Raw genomic sequence first — 17,523 nt, 5'->3', positions numbered from 1 at the left:
TCTGATATTTACTCTTTGATGTGTATTACACTGGTTTGTTTGCTTCCATCCATTAAGATGGTGATTCCCTTTTCGAGATATGCATGTCGAGTGAATTTTCCATGAGAGGTGATCTTAGAGATCTGTTTTACTCTGTCAAGATCTATATAGGTATCTTTGCTTTGGAAAGGGATTGAGAAGTATCCTACATTCATCGAGGTGACATTATGGAAGAAGTGTGAGCCAAGCGAAGCATCGAGAGGGAAGTTTGGTAGGCCTACTTCGATGATTACTTTGGCATTGGAGATATCAGCCCATAGTACAGGGATCCCTGTATGAGGGTCTCTGGTTCCCCATCGTCCTGGTCCTATTAGGATGTATTCTCTGTTTTGTTCTACCATCTGCCTGTTTATCTCTCGTATTTCTGCAGCCATCTCTTTGGTAGAGAGTTTGTCGAAATGTTCGGGATCGATATAGATGATATCTTGAATATGTTCTAGTTTGCCATTTCCCATTCCTTTTTTGGCTTTCATGATCAATTTCTCTTCATCAATGTCGTCCAAGTCGATATGGTAGGTCTTCTCTTGTTGTATCAATGGCTTGATCTGAAGGATATAGAAAGTGGGTTTGTTGTGTTCGCCCTTCTCTAGATCTACTGCAAACTCCATCTCTACAGGCGAGCCCATGGCTTGTTCAAAGAGATTCAATAGTAGCTGTATGGTGTTTGCTAAAGGGATGGAATCATACTGTAGTATGTTTGCAAAGTTGATGATTCGTGGCCCTTTGGTGAATGTGCCTGGCTCTACCATATCGTTGACGTGGTTGTAAGTGGAAGCACACTGCTGTAGGTTGTTGTCTTTGTCAGCTTCGTTGATGCGTAGATGAAGGATGGCAGCATCCTCGTCTTTCTCTTCTAGGTCGATCTCTGTTTTAGAGAGGTCGATGGCACTAAAGAATTTTTGTGAGTCACGCATCTGGTCTTGTACCGAGCCGTTGATTAGACGCGGGTAGGCTGGACAGAAACGGAAGGCTTTGTTTCCTCCTACGACATGCATTCCTAGTCCTACTGCGATCACTGCAAACCCATCTTCTGGTTTCATGTAGGAGAAGGGATAGTAGTTGTAGGATTGGGCTACTCCACTGATGTTTGGATAGAACTTGTTGTTGTAGTTGTGTCCTACGACCTCTTGGATTACAACAGCCATCTTCTCCTCTTCTATTTTGTAGTTTACTGCATGGAAATAGGAGCCTGCTGTTTCTGTAAAGATAGAGGCATATACCAATTTTATTGCCTTACAAAGTTGTTCTAAGCGTTCGGTGATATTGGTGTGATTGTTCGGAATAAGATAGGTAGAGTAGACTCCTGAGAATGGTTGCAATAGAGAGTCTTCGAAGAGCCCAGAGGAACGAATAGCCAATGGGTTTTTCATCTCCTTTAGATAGTTGTATAGTCTGTCTTTAAGGACTACACTAAGTTCTGCCTGAAGAAAGAGTTTACGTATCTCTTCTGGTGAGGAATCTTGATAGATGTCGTCATAGAGGTTGTTCATCTCAATAAATCGGTCGAACTCCACAGCACCAATGACTGAAGTAGCCGGTTGGCGTATATTGATGCCTTTGATTAGATGTTTGAAGTCGATATTTTCGATCATATTGGAGATAAATGCCAATCCTCTTCCTTTTCCTCCGAGGGAACCTCTACCCATTCTTAAGATATAACGATTCCCAGTGCATAATTTAGGGGAGAAGTTAATAATCTGACCACGGTGTTTTTTCTGTTTGGCTTCCTCAAATACTTCGGTACAAAAGGCACGTAGCTCTTCTGGTGTTGGGAAGTCCTCGATATTATAGGGTAGAAGTTGCTCTGCGATATTGATCTCTCCTCTTGCCATCATCCATGAGGAGAAGGCATTGAGCTTTGCATGGTGGATCAGTGATTCGCTCGGTACTTTTTCCAGTAGCTCTTGGAACTCATCGAGGTCGGTTGCTATTCCGATTTTCTTTCCATTGGAATCTCTGAATATAAAGTCTCCAAACCCTAGTTTGTCATTGATAAACTTCATGATCTCTAATGAGAGTTTTTCTGAGTTCTTATCAATGAAATTGGCTCCAATAGACTGAGCCCTTTCTCTATTGGAAGGATCGTGTGATTGAAGTAGGGTTGGAATAGAGTATTTCAGTTTCTTGCGTGCCTCTTTTAGGAGTTCGACTCCTGCATCTTCGTCATCGATTCCCTTACGAGAAAATTTGACGTCAGAGATAACACATAAAAGGTTTTCGCTATAACGGTCGATGATTCTAGTTGCGGCTTCGTAGGTACTTACTAGTAGTACTTTTGGACGTGCACGCATCTTGAGGATCATATGTAGTTCGTCTGACGACTCTTCGCTGACAAGGTTTTGTGTTTGTGTCATGATTGCAGTATAGAGTACTGGCAGATAGCGAGAGTAGTATCTTACGGAGTCTTCCACCAAAAGAATGATTCGGACATTACCGAGTTTGGTGTCTCTGGCTGCGTTTTTCATGTCCTCTACATATTTGATCATTGCTACAAATACGTTGGAGTTTCCGTTCCATACAAAGAGGCGATTGATAGCAGGGACTTTTGCTACTTCCCTTTGTAGGTCTTCTAATCCATGGTTGTTGTTTGCCAGCATTAGAATGGGAAGTCTGCTTTTTGCAAAATGAATATTCTCTGCAATTTCGAGAGATGATTTCTTGTCGACTCCAGCCATGATAATCACCATATCGAAGTGTTTCTTATGGATGATGTTAAGCGCATCTTCTTGGGAGTTAACCGAGGAGAATCGAGGGGAGGCATATAGGTTCAGTTGTAAATATTCTCCAAATATCTTGTCTGAAAATTGTCCCTCTCTCACAATAGAGTAGGCATCGTAAACGGTGGCTACCACTAGAATTTCTTTAACCTTTGTTGGCATCAGTTCTTGAAAGATGTCTCGGTCTGATTTCTGTCTCTTATATATAGAGGTAAGTGGTATTTTCTGAAAATCCGTCATAATTTCTATGCTTTAATCGTTGCTTAAAGTTAATGATTAAATCATAAATTTTGTTCGATAGATTTTATATTTTCCTATGTTCATTAGAAGAGGATGGGGTAATTGCCTATTCTTCTATCTCTTATGTTTTGTGGAATGGTTGCACTTTGGGGTGTTGTTTCGACAAAAGAGTGTCTGTTTTTTCTTATTGCGATGAAATGGAGGTGTTTCGTTACAAAAGATATATTTCTTCTAAAAAGATAAAAATTACAAGCGATAATGGGCCTTGGCAAGATCTTCCTCCAAGAATTGTTGATAATGGCATACGAATAACGGATGCTGGCTCTACAGGAGCATTTCGAGGTTGTAAGGCTTCTACTTATGAGGGTGGTTTTCGTGTTCCTGCCATTGTTCGATGGCCTGATATTGTTTTAAAGGGGGAGATTATTGATGATGTAACCTCTTCGTTGGATTTGTTCCCTACTATTTTGCGTGTGGCAGGAGTGGATATTCCTAAAAACTTGACGTTAGATGGTCAGTATATTTGGGATGGACTGACTGGGAAAGGGGACATTGCTTCTAAACCATTCTTTTTTGTGAAAGCGGATTCTTTACAGGCAGTACGTGATGAGGCATGGAAGTGTAGGATAACCTCTAAAGACGGGGTGGAACTGTTTAATCTTGCGGATGATTCTAGTGAAAAGTTTAATATCGCTAAAGCCCATCCTGGGGTCGTGAATCGCTTAACCCAGGAGATGAAAGGTTTTGCTACCGATAGTGGGGCAAAGGTTTGTTTTTAAGAGTACAAACTATCCTATGAGTTATGTCGTAGCGTAGAGAGAAGAGGGAGGAGTTTTACTTTTTTCTATAAATGAATCTATCCAACAATAGCCAGGATCGTTGGGGCTAATTGTTGGATAGATTTATTATTAGGCTTTAAGATGCTCTAATGTGTAGGAAATCATCTCTTTTACACGTGATTTATAATCGGCATTTGCCTCTTTACGAACACGGTTTGCTATAATAGTACAGATGGTCATCGCTTCATGTCCCATATGTTTTGAAAGACCATAGATAGCAGAACACTCCATTTCGAAATTGGTAATCGCTCTATCGTTATAACGGAAAGAACCGATCTTGTCATTTAGTTCTGGGTCTCCAAGAGGTACACGAAGTTCTCTTCCTTGAGGAGCATAAAATCCAGGAGCAGAGATGGTGATTCCTTCTACTGTTTCTGAAGAGGCCATCTTTTGATAAATATCCTCCGATCCATCTACTACATATGGCGTAGTAAGACGAGGATTCCAAGAGGTATACTCCATAAATTGATTTTCGAATTCGATGTTTGTAATCTTCTCTGCATATGCATAGTAGTTCAATAGTCCATCAAACCCTATTGCTGTCTTAGAGAGAACAAAGCTGTTTACGGGGATATTTGGCTGAAGTGCTCCCGATGTTCCCATACGAACAAGTGTAAGTGAACGCTTTTCTGCCTTCTCAGTGCGAGTTTCGAAGTCAATATTCGCCAATGCATCCAATTCGTTTACTACGATGTCGATATTGTCGGTACCAATACCAGTAGATACAACCGTAAATCTTTCTCCTTTGTATTTTCCTGTGATAGTGAAAAACTCTCTGTTCTCTCTTTCAAATTCTGTAGATTCAAAGAAACTAGCTACTAGTTTTACTCTACCTGGATCTCCTACTAATAAGATTTTGTCTGCAATCTCTTCTGGAAATAGGTGTAGGTGAAAAACACTACCATCTGTGTTGATGATAAGTTCTGATGGCTTAAAAATTTTCATAATTATGTAGATTTAATTTCTTGTTGTAAAAATGATTTCCTCAATTTTTTTAGAGAAAGACTATAAAAGTAAATTTTTATTCTGAATAATTTTATGATTTATTTACATGTATTTATTTTGAGATAATTAATGTATCTTTGATTATTAGAGTTAATTTATTGAGTTATTAAGAAAAATATTTTGCTATGAATAAGAAAGGTTTAACCCTTGGGGTCATTGTTGGAGTTGTGTTTCTTGTATTAGTGGGATTTGGTAGTCAGATATTCTTTACTTTAAATCCAGGAGAGAGAGCGGTAATGTTTCGTCCTTACTCATCTGGTTTAGATAGAGAGAATATTCTTCAACCAGGTTTTCACTTCAAGGCACCATGGAACACTATTTCTGTCTATAATGTGAAAGAACAAAAAGAGGAAGAGAGATTAGATGTATTGGATAAGAATGGTTTGTCTTTAAATATTGATGTCTCTGTACGTTTTAATCCAACTTACGATGAGATTGGATATCTACATGAGCGTTTTGGAAGTAATTATATCGACCAATTGGTTGTTCCAGAGGTAAGATCTACTGTGAGACAGGTAGCGGGTCGTTACACTGCAGAGGAGATCTACTCTACCAAAAGAAGTGAAGTGGAAAAGTCTATCATTGAAGAGTCGATGAAGTCGCTAAACAAAAATCATATTGAAATGCGTGCCTTGTTGATTCGTTCTATCAACTTGCCAGAGCAGATCAAGCAGGCTATTGAGAATAAATTGAAGCAAGAACAAGAGGCTTTGGCTTACCGATTTAAATTGGAGCGTGAGAAGAGTGAGGCAGAAAGAAAGAGAATTGAAGCAGAAGGTATCTCTCGATATAATGATATCATTAGTCGATCATTATCAGAAAATGTACTGAAGCAACGTGGTATTGAAGCGACTCTTGAGTTGTCAAAAAGTTCAAATAGCAAGGTGGTTATTGTTGGTAGTGGAAAAGATGGATTACCTCTAATCTTGGGTAATTAAATAAGCCTTGTTCCTCGGAAAATATAGATTTTATTTGTTCATTTGAACAAACAATAGATATACCCTCCTTATTCTATCGAATAGGGAGGAGAAAACATGTAAAGTATTTTGTTATGATTCAAAGAATACAGAGTTTATTTCTTTTAGTCTCTGCACTGTTTATGGCGAGTCTTTTTTTTCCATGTTTGGCATGGTTAAAAGGGGCCAGCGCAACTTATGAAATGTATCTAACAGGAGTGACTCCTCAGTTGGAGATTTCTGGAGCATCGATGATTCCCCTTCTTAGTTTTGTCGTATTGATCATTCTTCTTTCGTTGGTAACTATCTTTATGTATAAGAAAAGAGTGATTCAGATTCGAATGACTGTAATTAATATGATTCTGAAGCTAGGTTTGATGGGGGTGATCTATTTTTATGCATACTCTGTAAGCACCCTTATTGATGGAGATTTCTCTCTAAATCATGTGATTGCCTTTCCATTGGTATCCTTTATTTTCGACTATTTGGCTATTCGTGGTATTGGTCGTGATGAAGCATTGGTTCGAGCTGCGGATCGTATTCGATAGATCGAATCTATAGAAACCATATTTTATTAAAGTGCTTATTGTGTGAATTGTCTTTGGGACATATCATACAATAAGCACTTTTTTTATGCTGTTTTACGGTGTGGTATCTGTAAATATCATAGAACAAGGCTTTCATATCTGATTAGGCGATGTTTTTTGATGTTCGCACATGGATAAAGCAATACTATTTAAAATCACCCAATCGATGCTTCAACTCTTGGGAGATAGGAAGTTCCTGCTTCTGTTGATTGTTACCATATATTGGATACGGTATATATTGCACGAGTCTAGTATAATCATGAAGCCATTCGATATTTGGTTGTTGAGCCCTTCGACAGGCTCAGGGACCTTTTCGAAGTACAGGAGTGATTGGTTATTACCTTTCAATAAACTCAGGGACCTTTTTCGATATTTGGTTGTTGAGCCCTTCGACAGGCTCAGGGACCTTTTTCGAAGTACAGGAGTTGTCGCAATAAATAGCCATGTCAATAATTGTTGTATCCATCGTAGAGACTCCTATAGAAAATATGTAATATATTTTTAAGTTAGAGTCTTATATAGGTTTTATTGTTCCATTCATAAGTCTCTTCTTTTATTTAATATTGCTTTTATTTTATTCCAACATTTACTCTCAATGGTATATTTAAGGCTAGTGCCTACCTCTTTCTGTCTTGTTTGTCATCCGATGACAGGGTATTTGTATGCGATGAAAACTAGTTGAATATGGTTTCATTCGTACTTTGTCCATGGTTTGTCCATCCTTGCTCCATGGTTTGTCCACCGATTTTCCATCGATTCGGTGGTTGAAGCATGAATTAGATATGAGTAGTTTATGGACAAAATAGGGGACAATCAGGTGTTAATTAAATACTGTTCTATAGGGACACTAAAGAGTGTATTGACACGCTTATTCTATGCTTTCATAACTTGATAAAAGATTGTTCCACCAAATTGGTGCACTGCAATATTCCTTTTACATGATTGCAAATAGTGTTCATGATTTTAAATAATGAACACAGTGATGCTACTTGATTATGATAAGTGTTTTGACGTTATGTATTAGTCGTCTTATTAATGAGTTGTCGTTGAAATATTGAGTTTTTTGTAGTGATTTTTTTTCTTGTTCTTTTTAACTTGTTTGATACTACTGTTTTATTATTATCTATATACAAAAAATAACGACCTATCATTGCTATGTGTTAAAAAGATTATACTCAGAAAGTATGTTAAAGTATTCTTATTGTTTTCTTAAAAGTATCCTCAAGAGTCTGATGTTTTGTTCCTACTAATATAGGCACTTCATTCGTGTAACCTCCTTATTTATCGATGTTTTTTGTTATGGGCAATTTTTTTTGTTGAACATCTATACTCCTCTAAGTGACTATTTATATATAGGTTGAAAAAATATGATTTAGTGTTTTATTCATGACTAATGGTCTTAAAAATTTATGTTGAGATAATTAAGTCTTAAAAAAATGTCTTTTTTTTTAACATTAGCAATTGAAACAAGTCGTGTAATTGATTGTATTAGAGACAGTGAAACGAATGACAACAACACAATTATTATATTAAATCTTAGACTATGGAGAACTTAATCTTTGAACAGAATTTAGTAGAATTGAGGCCACATCTATATAACTTTGCATTGAAATTAACGAAATGTCATCAAGGATCTGAAGATCTTATCCAGGAGACTTTTTTAAAGGCATGGAAGTATAAGGGACAATATCGTACCAATACAAATTTTAAAGCATGGGTCTTTACGATTATGCGTAACTCTTTTATCAATAATTATAGAAGAAATTCAACCCAAAGAGTCTTTTTCGATACGGATCAATATAGTTATTTCAGAAATCTAAGCTCTTCTGGACATGAAGATCAAGAGACGTTGATGAGTATCCAAGAGATTCACAAATTGATCATGGAGATGAAAGAGGGTATTCGAGATGCTTTTTTGTTATTTATTCAAGGTTATAAATACAAAGAGATTGCTGAAAAGATGGACCTACCTTTAGGTACCGTAAAAAGTCGGATATTTTTTGCTCGTAAGCATCTAAGCAAACAGATTCAAAGAAGAGCATAGTATAAAATGAAAGAATCATTTTATACTACTTAGAATCAAGGTGAATCTCCTTTTGAATGTACTTAGAGTCTAATGTACGTTGTGTATATTCGTTTAATATTGAAAATTATTTAGTTCGAGTATATAGAAATGCCCAATGGTTTTTAAGCTATTGGGCATCTTCTTATTTGTTCTGTATTCCCCGTATAGGCATCATTCTATCTTAAAGAAAGAGAGCCTTTTTATTTATCCTTTTAGAGAATGTGAAAGCGTCTCTATGCCCCAATAAGAGTATTTAATAGAGTATTAAATCTATTTTAAAGAACCCAAAGATCTTTTAGATGAGCCCAATATAGGTGAATATAGGTCGCATGACAGTTTTTATATTGATAGATCGGAGTATCTACTTTTCCTCCTCGAGCATTATATACTTCCCCTACTTTAGTGATTTGGTTATGCTCAATACATTGAGAGTAATGAAACTCATGACCACGGATTTTAGTCTTGTTGTAGGTAATGTCTCGATAACCAAGGTGTAGTTTCATCTTTTGCATCGTGGTGGAATAGGGAAATATCCCACACATTTGATAATGCTTTCCTTCTTTGGTAATAATCTCTTCTCCTAGATACATCATCCCCCCACATTCTGCAAATACTTTCCCCTCTTGCTCGATAAAATGACGTATCTCTTGTTTCATCTCTATATTTTGTGAAAGCGAATCCAAGAATAGTTCAGGGTATCCTCCAGCAATGTATATTGCATCTGCTTTAGGAAGTTTCTTGTCGTGTATTGGACTAAAATATACAACCTGATAGTTCTCTGATAATTGGGCAATATTTGCTGGATATATAAAGTTAAAAGCTTCATCTTTTGCTACAGCAATAACCTGTTCTTTCTTCTCATTCTTAGGTTGAGGAGAGTGAATTTGACTAGGGGTACTGCATTGGGTTATCTCCAACAGCTTCTCAAGGTCTAGATGCTTGCTAATATGTTCAGCTGCACTATTTGCAAGTGTGTCGAAATCTGTTTTTTGATCAATGGAAAGACCTAGGTGTCTTGAAGATATCTGTATCTCTTCGTTTGGCGGGATATACCCAAGAGGGGTGACACCAGCATCTATTGCTGCCTCTTTAAGAAACTGGTAGTGACTTTCAGTCTTTACGAAATTAAATATAACTCCCACCACTTTGATATTCTTGTAGAAGTTTTTAAGTCCATAGAGAAGTGGTGCTGCAGAGTAAGCCATCGCTTTTCCCGACATGACTAAAACAATAGGTTGGTCGAGTAGTTCTGCTACTGCGGCAGTACTTCCTTGCATCTTCTTTGCACCATCAAAAAGTCCCATGACCCCTTCCGTGATGGCCACATCTGATGTCGATTGGTGGGTCTGGTAGGTAGACTTTACATGCTCCTCTGTAGACATAAAAAGATCTAAGTTATAACTCGTATGGTGTGCAGCTATCGTATGGTGTGTGGTATCTAGATAGTCGGGCCCTACCTTAAACGGTTGAACTTTTTTACCCTTATTGTGCAATGCCCTTAGGAGTCCTAGGGTAATGGTTGTTTTACCACTTCCACTGTGAGGAGCTGCAATAACGAAAGATGATGCCATAATTTTAGTCCTTTTTTCTTAATAATGCGAATTTCTCTGGTTTCACACCAGCTTTTTTCATCTGTACTCTGGCTAGGACAAAGAATAGATCTGAAAGTCTATTTAGATAACCATGAATATATACTGGTTTAGGTTCTGCCTTTGATAGGGTTACAAGACGACGTTCTGCAGTGCGTATCTTAGTACGTGCCAAATGGCATGTAGCAGATATGGTGTCGCCCCCAGGAAGAAGAAAGAAGTCTTTCTCTTCTTGCAGCTCTTTTAGTAGTGCTTCGATCCATTTCTCACAAAAGTCAGCACCATCTTCAGGGTGGGGTTTCATATTTTTCTTGGTACAGTTTGCAGGTGTTGCAATATGTGACATCATACACATTAGATCTCTCTGAATACGATGTAAGTTCTTTTGCCAATCGTGCGCTTCTCCAAGCATTGCTCTCAGGTATCCAATCTGAGAATTGGCCTCATCTAAGATTCCATTGGTTTCAATGCGAAGGTCGTCTTTTGGAACACGGTCTCCTCCAAATATTCCTGTCTCTCCTTGATCGCCTGTTTTTGTATATATTCTCATAAGTATCTATTTTACTTTCATTGGAATGCCTGAGACCATCATCGTCACTTGGTCGGCTCTTTTGGCAATATATTGATTCATCCAGCCTTGCAGATCTGTAAATTTCATCTGTATCTCATTGGTTGGATGTCCGCCTAAGCCAATCTCATTACTAACAATGATAAATGTAGCATCCTGTTGTATTAGTTTGTCAAACTCCTTTTGTGCCTCTTGTAGAGATGCTTCGATATTGCTCTCGAGATCGAAGAAGAAGTTTGTAAGCCAAAGGGTTACACAGTCAATTAATACAACGCGACCATGAAGATTGTGTTGCGAAAGATACTTCTCCTCTTCGATATTGGTCCATTCGTCCCCTCTATCTCGCTGGTGCCTTTCGATACGTTCTCTATGTCCTTCATCCCAAATGCGAGATGTGGCAAGATAGATTGGATTAGAAGAGGCCTCTAGGGCAAGCGTTTGTGCATAGGAACTCTTGCCAGAACGTTGTCCTCCTGTAATAAAGTGAATTTTAGCCATTGGCTCTATTATCTTTTAAATTCAATTTGTGCATTCTGTTTGTCCAGCATTTTTATCTCGACCATACCACCATAATTAACTACAAGTGAGAATGCTTTTTTTAGAGGCATCTCCAGTAGAATATGAAGAACGGAGCGAATCACTCCAGCGTGAGTAAAAATGACAATGTTTGTGTCTTCGTCCTCTTCGTTATAATGTTTTTCGATCAATTCATTCCACCATGCAGTGACTCTTTCGTTTAGATCTATCATGGATTCTCCTCCATGCACCTTGCTATTCAGATAGTCTTTTCCCCACTCTTGCATTTGATCCGCAGGAATGTTGCTCCATTTTTTGTTTTCCCAAGAGCCGAAATCAAGCTCCATCAAACGATCGTCTTCTACGATCTCTGCATCGGCCCCAGCAATGGCTTTGCATAACACTTTACAACGAGTCAGGGGACTGGTGAAGAAGTGGGTGTTTTCGTCTGTGGTAATCATGGACTGAATTTGATCTAGGTGACTCTTGAATGTAGGGTCTACGTGAAGATCCGTCTGTCCATAACATACTCCCTCTTTCACCTCTGGTGGGGTGTGTCTTACAATCGTTATTTTCATCTCTTTTTTATTCTAAATAGTTTGAAATAATACGGCAGATAAATAGATTGCTATCTCTACAAGCTGTTGGTTGGCTCCAAGACAATCTCCTGTATATCCACCGATCCATTTATAAAAGAATCGGCGACACAACCAAGAGGTTATGAAGGGAAGTATTGTCATGGATAAAACCATCTGCCATGGTACAAAGATACAAGGGATGAGTGTAAATGAGAATGCAATGAGTAACTCTTTTATCGAAATACGATTCTCTCTCAAAGGTTTTGACTTCGAACTGTCGTCCATTCTTGTATAGATGCTGGTGTATATGATTGCAACAGAGCTAAATCGACTCCAAGTATGTCCCATGATTAATATAGGTAATAGGGTAGATGGGTTCAGATCTCGAAGTAGAAGGAACTTTAATGCCAGTAGTAGCATGATTCCTATGGCTCCATATGCTCCTATTGCAGAATCTTTCATGATTGTCAATATCTTCTCTTTGGTCCATCCTCCACCGAATCCATCGCATACATCCGCAAATCCATCTTCATGAAATGCACCTGTAACCCAAATGGAGACAATCATACTCAGAAGTATAGCCAAAGCGTGGCTTAGTCCTATTTGGGTCACTATTGCGACCACCAAAGCCGCGATAGTTCCAACAATAAGACCTACAAATGGGAAATATCTTGTCCCTCTAGAGAGGTGGGTTGGATTATATGGATAATTCGGTACTGGTATTCTTGTAAAATAGGATAACACAGTAAGAAAGCGATAAAGCTCTGTTTTAATCATAACTACGTTGTTTAATGACTTTCAAAAGCAGCTACCTTCGCAGTTGCGGTATTAAAAACCTGTGCCTCTTCGAAGGTGGTCATCTCGTTCAACATGGTCACCGAACCTTTTATTATAGGGTAACAACATGCGGCACCTGTACCTTCTCCCAAACGGAATGACATATTTAGGATTGGCTCTCCTTGCATATGATCAATCATGAGGCAGTGTCCCTGCTCATCCGATTGATGGGAGAAAAAAGCATAGTCTAAAACCTCTTTATATATTTCTGAAGCAACCAGTAGTGCTGAGGTCGTAATAAATCCATCGGTAATAATCACCATCTTTTGTGCTGCTGCCTCAAGCATTCCTCCACATATTGTAGCGATCTCTAGACCCCCAAAGCGAGCAAGGTTCTCTATTGGATCTTCTGAGATACCATGTTTCTCGAATGCTTGTGTAATCACATTGGCTTTGTGCGAAACCCCATTAGAATCTAATCCAGATCCAGGTCCTACACAATCCTTGATGTCTGTCTTTGTAAAGATCGACAGTAGGGCAGAGGCTGGGGTGGTATTTCCGATTCCCATCTCCCCAAATCCTACGACATTGACCCCCTCTTTGGCAGACTCTCTGACCATTTTTCTTCCATTCTCGATGGCTTCCATACACTCCTTCATCGTCATAGCATGTTCATGAAGAATGTTGCGAGATCCTTTTCTTACTTTTGCATTAATCAATCTAGGGTGTGGGGCGAAATCGAAATCTACTCCAGCGTCCACCACTTTTAGATCGAACCCATACATCTTACAAAAAAGACCAATACCACCCCCTAGTTCAAGGAAATTTAAACACTGTTGCCAGGTCATCTTTGTGGGGCATGGACTCACACCCTCTTCACACACATGATGGTCGGAAGCAACCGTAAACATGGTTGGTTTATTCAGTTGAGGAGTCAGAGTGTTTTGGATCAATCCAATGCGCAATGCAATATCTTCCATCTTTCCAAGAGAACGGATAGGCTTTGCTTTTTGATCAAGCTTCTCTCGAAGCGCATTTGCCATCTCTTTAGAGACAGGGCTGATATTTAAGTTGCTAGGTTTCATAATAGGGTTATCTTTAAAATTTCAAGAACTATAATGATTGATATTGTCATGCAAAAAACAGTGTGATTCACACGGCAAGTTATCTCTAAATCTTTGGTTGTGATCTTTTTATGAGTGTCTCCAATAAATGGTTTGTCTACCATGACTCCTCCATATTCATGGGGTCCACCAAATTGGCATTGAAGGATCCCAGCAAGGGCAGATTCAGGATACCCTGCATTGGGACTTGCATGTGCCTTTGCATATTTCCTTATCGATTTGGCTACCTTGGTTTTGCCACACGTTAGGTACATGAGAAAGGCGGTGATGCGGGCTGGTATATAATTTACAATATCGTCTAGTTGGGCAGGAATACGTCCAAAACGAAGATATCGATGGTTTTTGTATCCTACCATCGAATCAAAGGTGTTAATCAGTTTATATCCCATAATACCAGGTACTCCAAGCAGTGCGTACCAAAATAGTGGGGCTACCACACCATCACTCAGATTTTCAGAGAGCGTCTCTAGCGTTGCAAGACGTATCTCTTGTTCGGAAAGAACGGATGTGTCTCTTCCTACAATTCGTGCTAATTGCTCTTGTCCTGCCTTTAGCCCTTCGTTGTCTAGTCTTTTAATGACTGCTTTGCCCTCCTTTACTAGGGTTCTATTTGCTATCCCCATCCATACGAAATAGGTGGCAAAGATCAGATAACCCCAAGGACAATAGACTTTCAGAAGCGTAGAGATCGTAAACAAAAGAATAAATAAGATAGCGGAATAGCCTATAATCATGGCACCCCCTTTCAATACTCTATTTTTACCTCTATTCCATCGCTTCTCTCCCCAAGAGATGGCTTTACCAAAGGATACGATAGGGTGAGGTATTCCAGTAGGATCTCCTAGTGCGTAGTCTAGTAGCAACGCCATGATAGGAATGATCACAGGAATGATATCAATGTTCATCATTATCTAGTATTTCTGTTAATGATTGGATTAATCTTAGGTTCTTTGTTCGATTCAGGGATGCGATCCGAATATGATAGGGGCTTAGTCCTCTAAAATTGGATGCATCTCGAACCAAAATACCATATTTCGTGATGAGTAGAGATTTTAATTTATCGCTTTTTATAGGGGTCTTTAGGGTAAAGAAACCTGTCTCTCCCTCTATTAAGCTGATTCCATCGATCCGTTTCAGTAACTGCTGTAGTCGCTTGCTCTCTTCAAGATACTCTTGAAGTTGATTCTTATCATACGGCGGATGATCCACTAGATATTTTCCAGCTTCTATTGCAATACTATTGACACTCCATGGGGGACGAAACTCATGCAACCGCTCTAATATCTCCTGGGATGCATAAACCACCCCTAAGCGTAATCCTGGGATGGCATAATTCTTAGTCAAACTATGCATTACAATTAGATTTTTGCACGCTGGCACCTTCTCTACCAAGGAGTGTGAAGGATAGACAAGATCCATATAAGCCTCATCTATCACAAAGAGAGTATTAGGATGGCGATCAATCCATTGGGATAAAATATCTTGTGGATATAGTTTTCCAGTGGGATTGTTTGGATTGCATATCCATACAATATCTTGCCCACAGATCGTATTCTCTATGCAAGAATTCTCGTCTATATAGGTAATCTGGTGAGAATATTTGGATGTCGCATCTTCATACTCAGAAAATGTGGGAGTCACGATCATCGACCGACATGATCTGTAGCTTTGAGCAATAAGGTATATTGCTTCAGCGATACCATTAAACACCCCAATATTCACTATCGGTACTTTGTTTTCTACTGACAATTTCTGAGTCAGACTCTCCGAAAAACATTCGGGATAACTCCCTATGAGATGTAAGTTTTGCTGAAGGTGTTTTAAGAGATCGTTCGATGGTCCTTTGGGCCAAATATTGGTGCTATGGTTGGCAACAATCTCCTTTTCGAATCGATAACTATCGTCTCCGTGACCGTAATGCATGGTGTTTTACTTCTCTTTAGTTACTGATTTATATATTGTCTCTAGGTCTAGATACTCTCTAAAATGATCTGCAAGAAGGTCATATTGTCGATCTTTAAAAGTAGCATAATCCTCTTCAATTTCTCTCTTTTCTGCGACATAAGGCGATAGAATATCTTCTATTACTGTTGGATTGTCAAGGATTCCATGAATATAACTACCCCAACATCTGTCAGAGCTCATGACTCCTTCTTGTCCCTCTTGTGTCTGATTCAATGGAGATACCTGTTCTCCGAATGAAGCGCGTCCCATATGGATTTCATAGCCATGACAATCCGTATCATAGTGTTTGTATCGGAAGGTCGTTTGGGTGGTCACTTTTTCATTCGTCATGGTGGTTTCTATGTCTAGTAGCCCTAAACCGGGGAGTTGTGCAATAGAGCCTTCAATACCTTCTGGATCATGAATTCTTAGCCCCATCATTTGGTATCCACCACAAATACCAATGACACTTTTGCCATTGCGATGAGCTGCAACAATTGCTTTTGCGACCCCATTCTCTTTTAACTCTTGCAGATCCGCTAGGGTGTTTTTCGATCCAGGAATAATGATAATATCTGCTTTGTCAATCTCTAATAAGTTGTTTGTGTAAAACAGATTTACTCTCTCGTCTCTCTCCAAAACAGAGAAGTCGGTAAAGTTGGCCATCTTATCCAGTAGGATCACTGCGATATTTACCATCCCATCTTGTGCATATTTGGCTTTACAAGCAAGTGAAACGGAATCTTCCTCTTCTATATATATGTCTTTGTATGCAGGAATTACCCCAACGACAGGCACCCCAGTGATCTCATGAAGTATTTTGCGTCCCTCCTCAAAAAGGGTGATATCTCCTCTGAACTTATTGATTATAATACCTTCTATTTGTGCTCTCTCTTCAGTAGATAAAAGTGCTATGGATCCATATACACTACCAAAGACCCCCCCTCTATCAATATCTGCAACAAGATATGTGGCTGCATCGGCATAGACTGCCATGGCCATATTGGTCATATCACGATGACGTAAGTTCAGTTCCGAAATAGAACCAGCCCCCTCTAGAACAATAGGATTATATTGAGATGCGATCTTGTCAAATGCAGCGTGGGCAGCCTCTTCTAGAATCTTATTGTTTCCATCTCTGAAATATTCTATAGCCGATCTATTACCTATCGGTTTCCCATTGAGTACTACCTGTGACATCTTCTCGCCTGAAGGTTTGAGTAGTATTGGGTTCATATCCGTATTGCAATCAATCCTACAAGCTTCAGCCTGTACTGCTTGTGCTCTACCAATTTCGAAACCATCAGGGGTTGCGAAACTATTGAGCGACATATTTTGTGCTTTGTATGGTGCAGGAGAATATCCATCCTGAAGGAGTATTCTACATATGGCTGTATTTACAATACTTTTCCCGACATCAGATCCCGTGCCTACCAACATAATTGGTCTTAACTTCTTCATCCTGTAAATTATATTCAGACATTAGTAGGAGTGAGAGAACTGTTGTCAATCAATATGAATAGATTCGGCAAAAGGGTAGAGATGCAAAAGAGATCAACTCTCTTTTTCTCGACCAGCCAGAAAGAGATATAGAAGGACAAAGTAACTCTAGCTCCCGAGAGTTAAATTTATAACTGTATTATTAAGATTCAGGTCTTCCGGCTTTCTCTCTTTTTCCTGTTGCCTTCCCATCTCTTTGGACAGTGGCGTGAATGTAACAAGGAAAGTGTCTATCTATGGTGAAATGTCCACAGATATCTTTGAGATTTACGGCTGCGGGAACAGCTTTGGCTTATCAATCGGTTAAAACTGTATTGACTCCAAATTCCCTTTATCTTGCTTGCAAAGATGGTAAAATTATTTTGAAAGATATTTCATTTTATATTCATAATTTTAAAATGATTGCCAAATAGAGGTTTGCAGTTCTCTTTCTCCTGAATGAAATCTTTAATAGAGAAGCTCTTTTGTTTCTATTGTAT

15 protein-coding genes and 1 riboswitch are annotated in these 17,523 nt (G+C 38.9%); of the genes, 4 read left to right on the top strand and 11 right to left on the bottom strand.

The window, feature by feature from the left end:
- Positions 1-8: 8 nt before the first annotated feature.
- Positions 9-2,996: a pyruvate, phosphate dikinase gene (locus K4L44_08625; protein QZE15880.1), complete on the bottom strand. Its 2,988-nt coding sequence runs from the start codon at positions 2,994-2,996 to the stop codon at positions 9-11.
- Positions 2,997-3,046: 50 nt separating this feature from the next.
- Between K4L44_08625 and K4L44_08620 the strand changes: the two genes are divergently transcribed.
- Positions 3,047-3,775, top strand: a complete 729-nt coding sequence (locus K4L44_08620; GenBank protein QZE15879.1) for a sulfatase-like hydrolase/transferase — start codon at positions 3,047-3,049, stop codon at positions 3,773-3,775.
- A 129-nt stretch (positions 3,776-3,904) separates the two neighbouring features.
- Here the strand turns inward: K4L44_08620 and K4L44_08615 are convergent, their stop codons facing one another.
- Positions 3,905-4,780 carry a nucleoside phosphorylase gene (locus tag K4L44_08615; GenBank protein ID QZE15878.1) on the bottom strand — a complete coding sequence of 292 codons (876 nt, stop codon included), beginning with the start codon at positions 4,778-4,780 and terminating at the stop codon, positions 3,905-3,907.
- 185 nt (positions 4,781-4,965) lie between these two features.
- Here K4L44_08615 and K4L44_08610 point away from each other — a divergent pair, with 185 nt between their 5' ends.
- From K4L44_08610 to K4L44_08600, 3 genes are all read left to right on the top strand, one after another.
- A complete protein-coding gene (locus K4L44_08610; protein ID QZE15877.1) occupies positions 4,966-5,778 on the top strand; it encodes a prohibitin family protein in 813 nt (270 codons plus the stop codon).
- 113 nt (positions 5,779-5,891) lie between these two features.
- Positions 5,892-6,344 (top strand): DUF4293 domain-containing protein, encoded by a 453-nt coding sequence (locus K4L44_08605; protein QZE15876.1) that lies wholly within the window; start codon positions 5,892-5,894, stop codon positions 6,342-6,344.
- Positions 6,345-7,926: 1,582 nt separating this feature from the next.
- A complete protein-coding gene (locus tag K4L44_08600) occupies positions 7,927-8,427 on the top strand; it encodes a sigma-70 family RNA polymerase sigma factor (GenBank protein ID QZE15875.1) in 501 nt (166 codons plus the stop codon).
- A gap of 296 nt (positions 8,428-8,723) precedes the next feature.
- Here K4L44_08600 and K4L44_08595 read toward each other — a convergent pair whose 3' ends face one another.
- From K4L44_08595 to K4L44_08555, 9 genes are read right to left on the bottom strand one after another with little or no spacing between them, the layout of a single operon-like run.
- Positions 8,724-10,019: a cobyrinate a,c-diamide synthase gene (locus K4L44_08595; protein QZE15874.1), complete on the bottom strand. Its 1,296-nt coding sequence runs from the start codon at positions 10,017-10,019 to the stop codon at positions 8,724-8,726.
- A 4-nt stretch (positions 10,020-10,023) separates the two neighbouring features.
- Entirely contained in the window at positions 10,024-10,587 is a 564-nt protein-coding gene (locus K4L44_08590; protein ID QZE15873.1) for a cob(I)yrinic acid a,c-diamide adenosyltransferase, read from the bottom strand.
- Between the two features lie 6 nt (positions 10,588-10,593).
- A complete protein-coding gene (locus K4L44_08585; protein QZE15872.1) occupies positions 10,594-11,103 on the bottom strand; it encodes a bifunctional adenosylcobinamide kinase/adenosylcobinamide-phosphate guanylyltransferase in 510 nt (169 codons plus the stop codon).
- A gap of 8 nt (positions 11,104-11,111) precedes the next feature.
- Positions 11,112-11,699, bottom strand: a complete 588-nt coding sequence (locus K4L44_08580; GenBank protein ID QZE15871.1) for an alpha-ribazole phosphatase family protein — start codon at positions 11,697-11,699, stop codon at positions 11,112-11,114.
- 12 nt (positions 11,700-11,711) lie between these two features.
- Positions 11,712-12,476 (bottom strand): adenosylcobinamide-GDP ribazoletransferase, encoded by a 765-nt coding sequence (locus K4L44_08575; protein ID QZE15870.1) that lies wholly within the window; start codon positions 12,474-12,476, stop codon positions 11,712-11,714.
- Positions 12,477-12,487: 11 nt separating this feature from the next.
- Entirely contained in the window at positions 12,488-13,561 is a 1,074-nt protein-coding gene (gene cobT, locus K4L44_08570; protein QZE15869.1) for a nicotinate-nucleotide--dimethylbenzimidazole phosphoribosyltransferase, read from the bottom strand.
- Positions 13,558-14,508, bottom strand: a complete 951-nt coding sequence (gene cbiB, locus K4L44_08565; protein ID QZE15868.1) for an adenosylcobinamide-phosphate synthase CbiB — start codon at positions 14,506-14,508, stop codon at positions 13,558-13,560. Before cbiB ends, cobT begins: the two co-directional genes overlap by 4 nt.
- Positions 14,495-15,523, bottom strand: coding sequence for an aminotransferase class I/II-fold pyridoxal phosphate-dependent enzyme (locus tag K4L44_08560; GenBank protein ID QZE15867.1), 1,029 nt, complete (start codon positions 15,521-15,523; stop codon positions 14,495-14,497). Before K4L44_08560 ends, cbiB begins: the two co-directional genes overlap by 14 nt.
- Positions 15,524-15,529: 6 nt before the next feature.
- On the bottom strand, positions 15,530-17,005 hold the full coding sequence (locus tag K4L44_08555; protein ID QZE15866.1) for a cobyric acid synthase: 1,476 nt from the start codon (positions 17,003-17,005) through the stop codon (positions 15,530-15,532).
- Positions 17,006-17,174: 169 nt separating this feature from the next.
- Positions 17,175-17,419, bottom strand: a riboswitch (cobalamin riboswitch).
- Positions 17,420-17,523: the final 104 nt, after the last annotated feature.

This window comes from Prolixibacteraceae bacterium (assembly GCA_019720755.1).
In the GTDB taxonomy this organism is placed as follows: Bacteria; Bacteroidota; Bacteroidia; order Bacteroidales; family Prolixibacteraceae; genus Halosquirtibacter; species Halosquirtibacter laminarini.
Note: the sequence above shows the minus strand (reverse complement) of the source record. Positions and strands in the feature narration are given on the sequence as shown.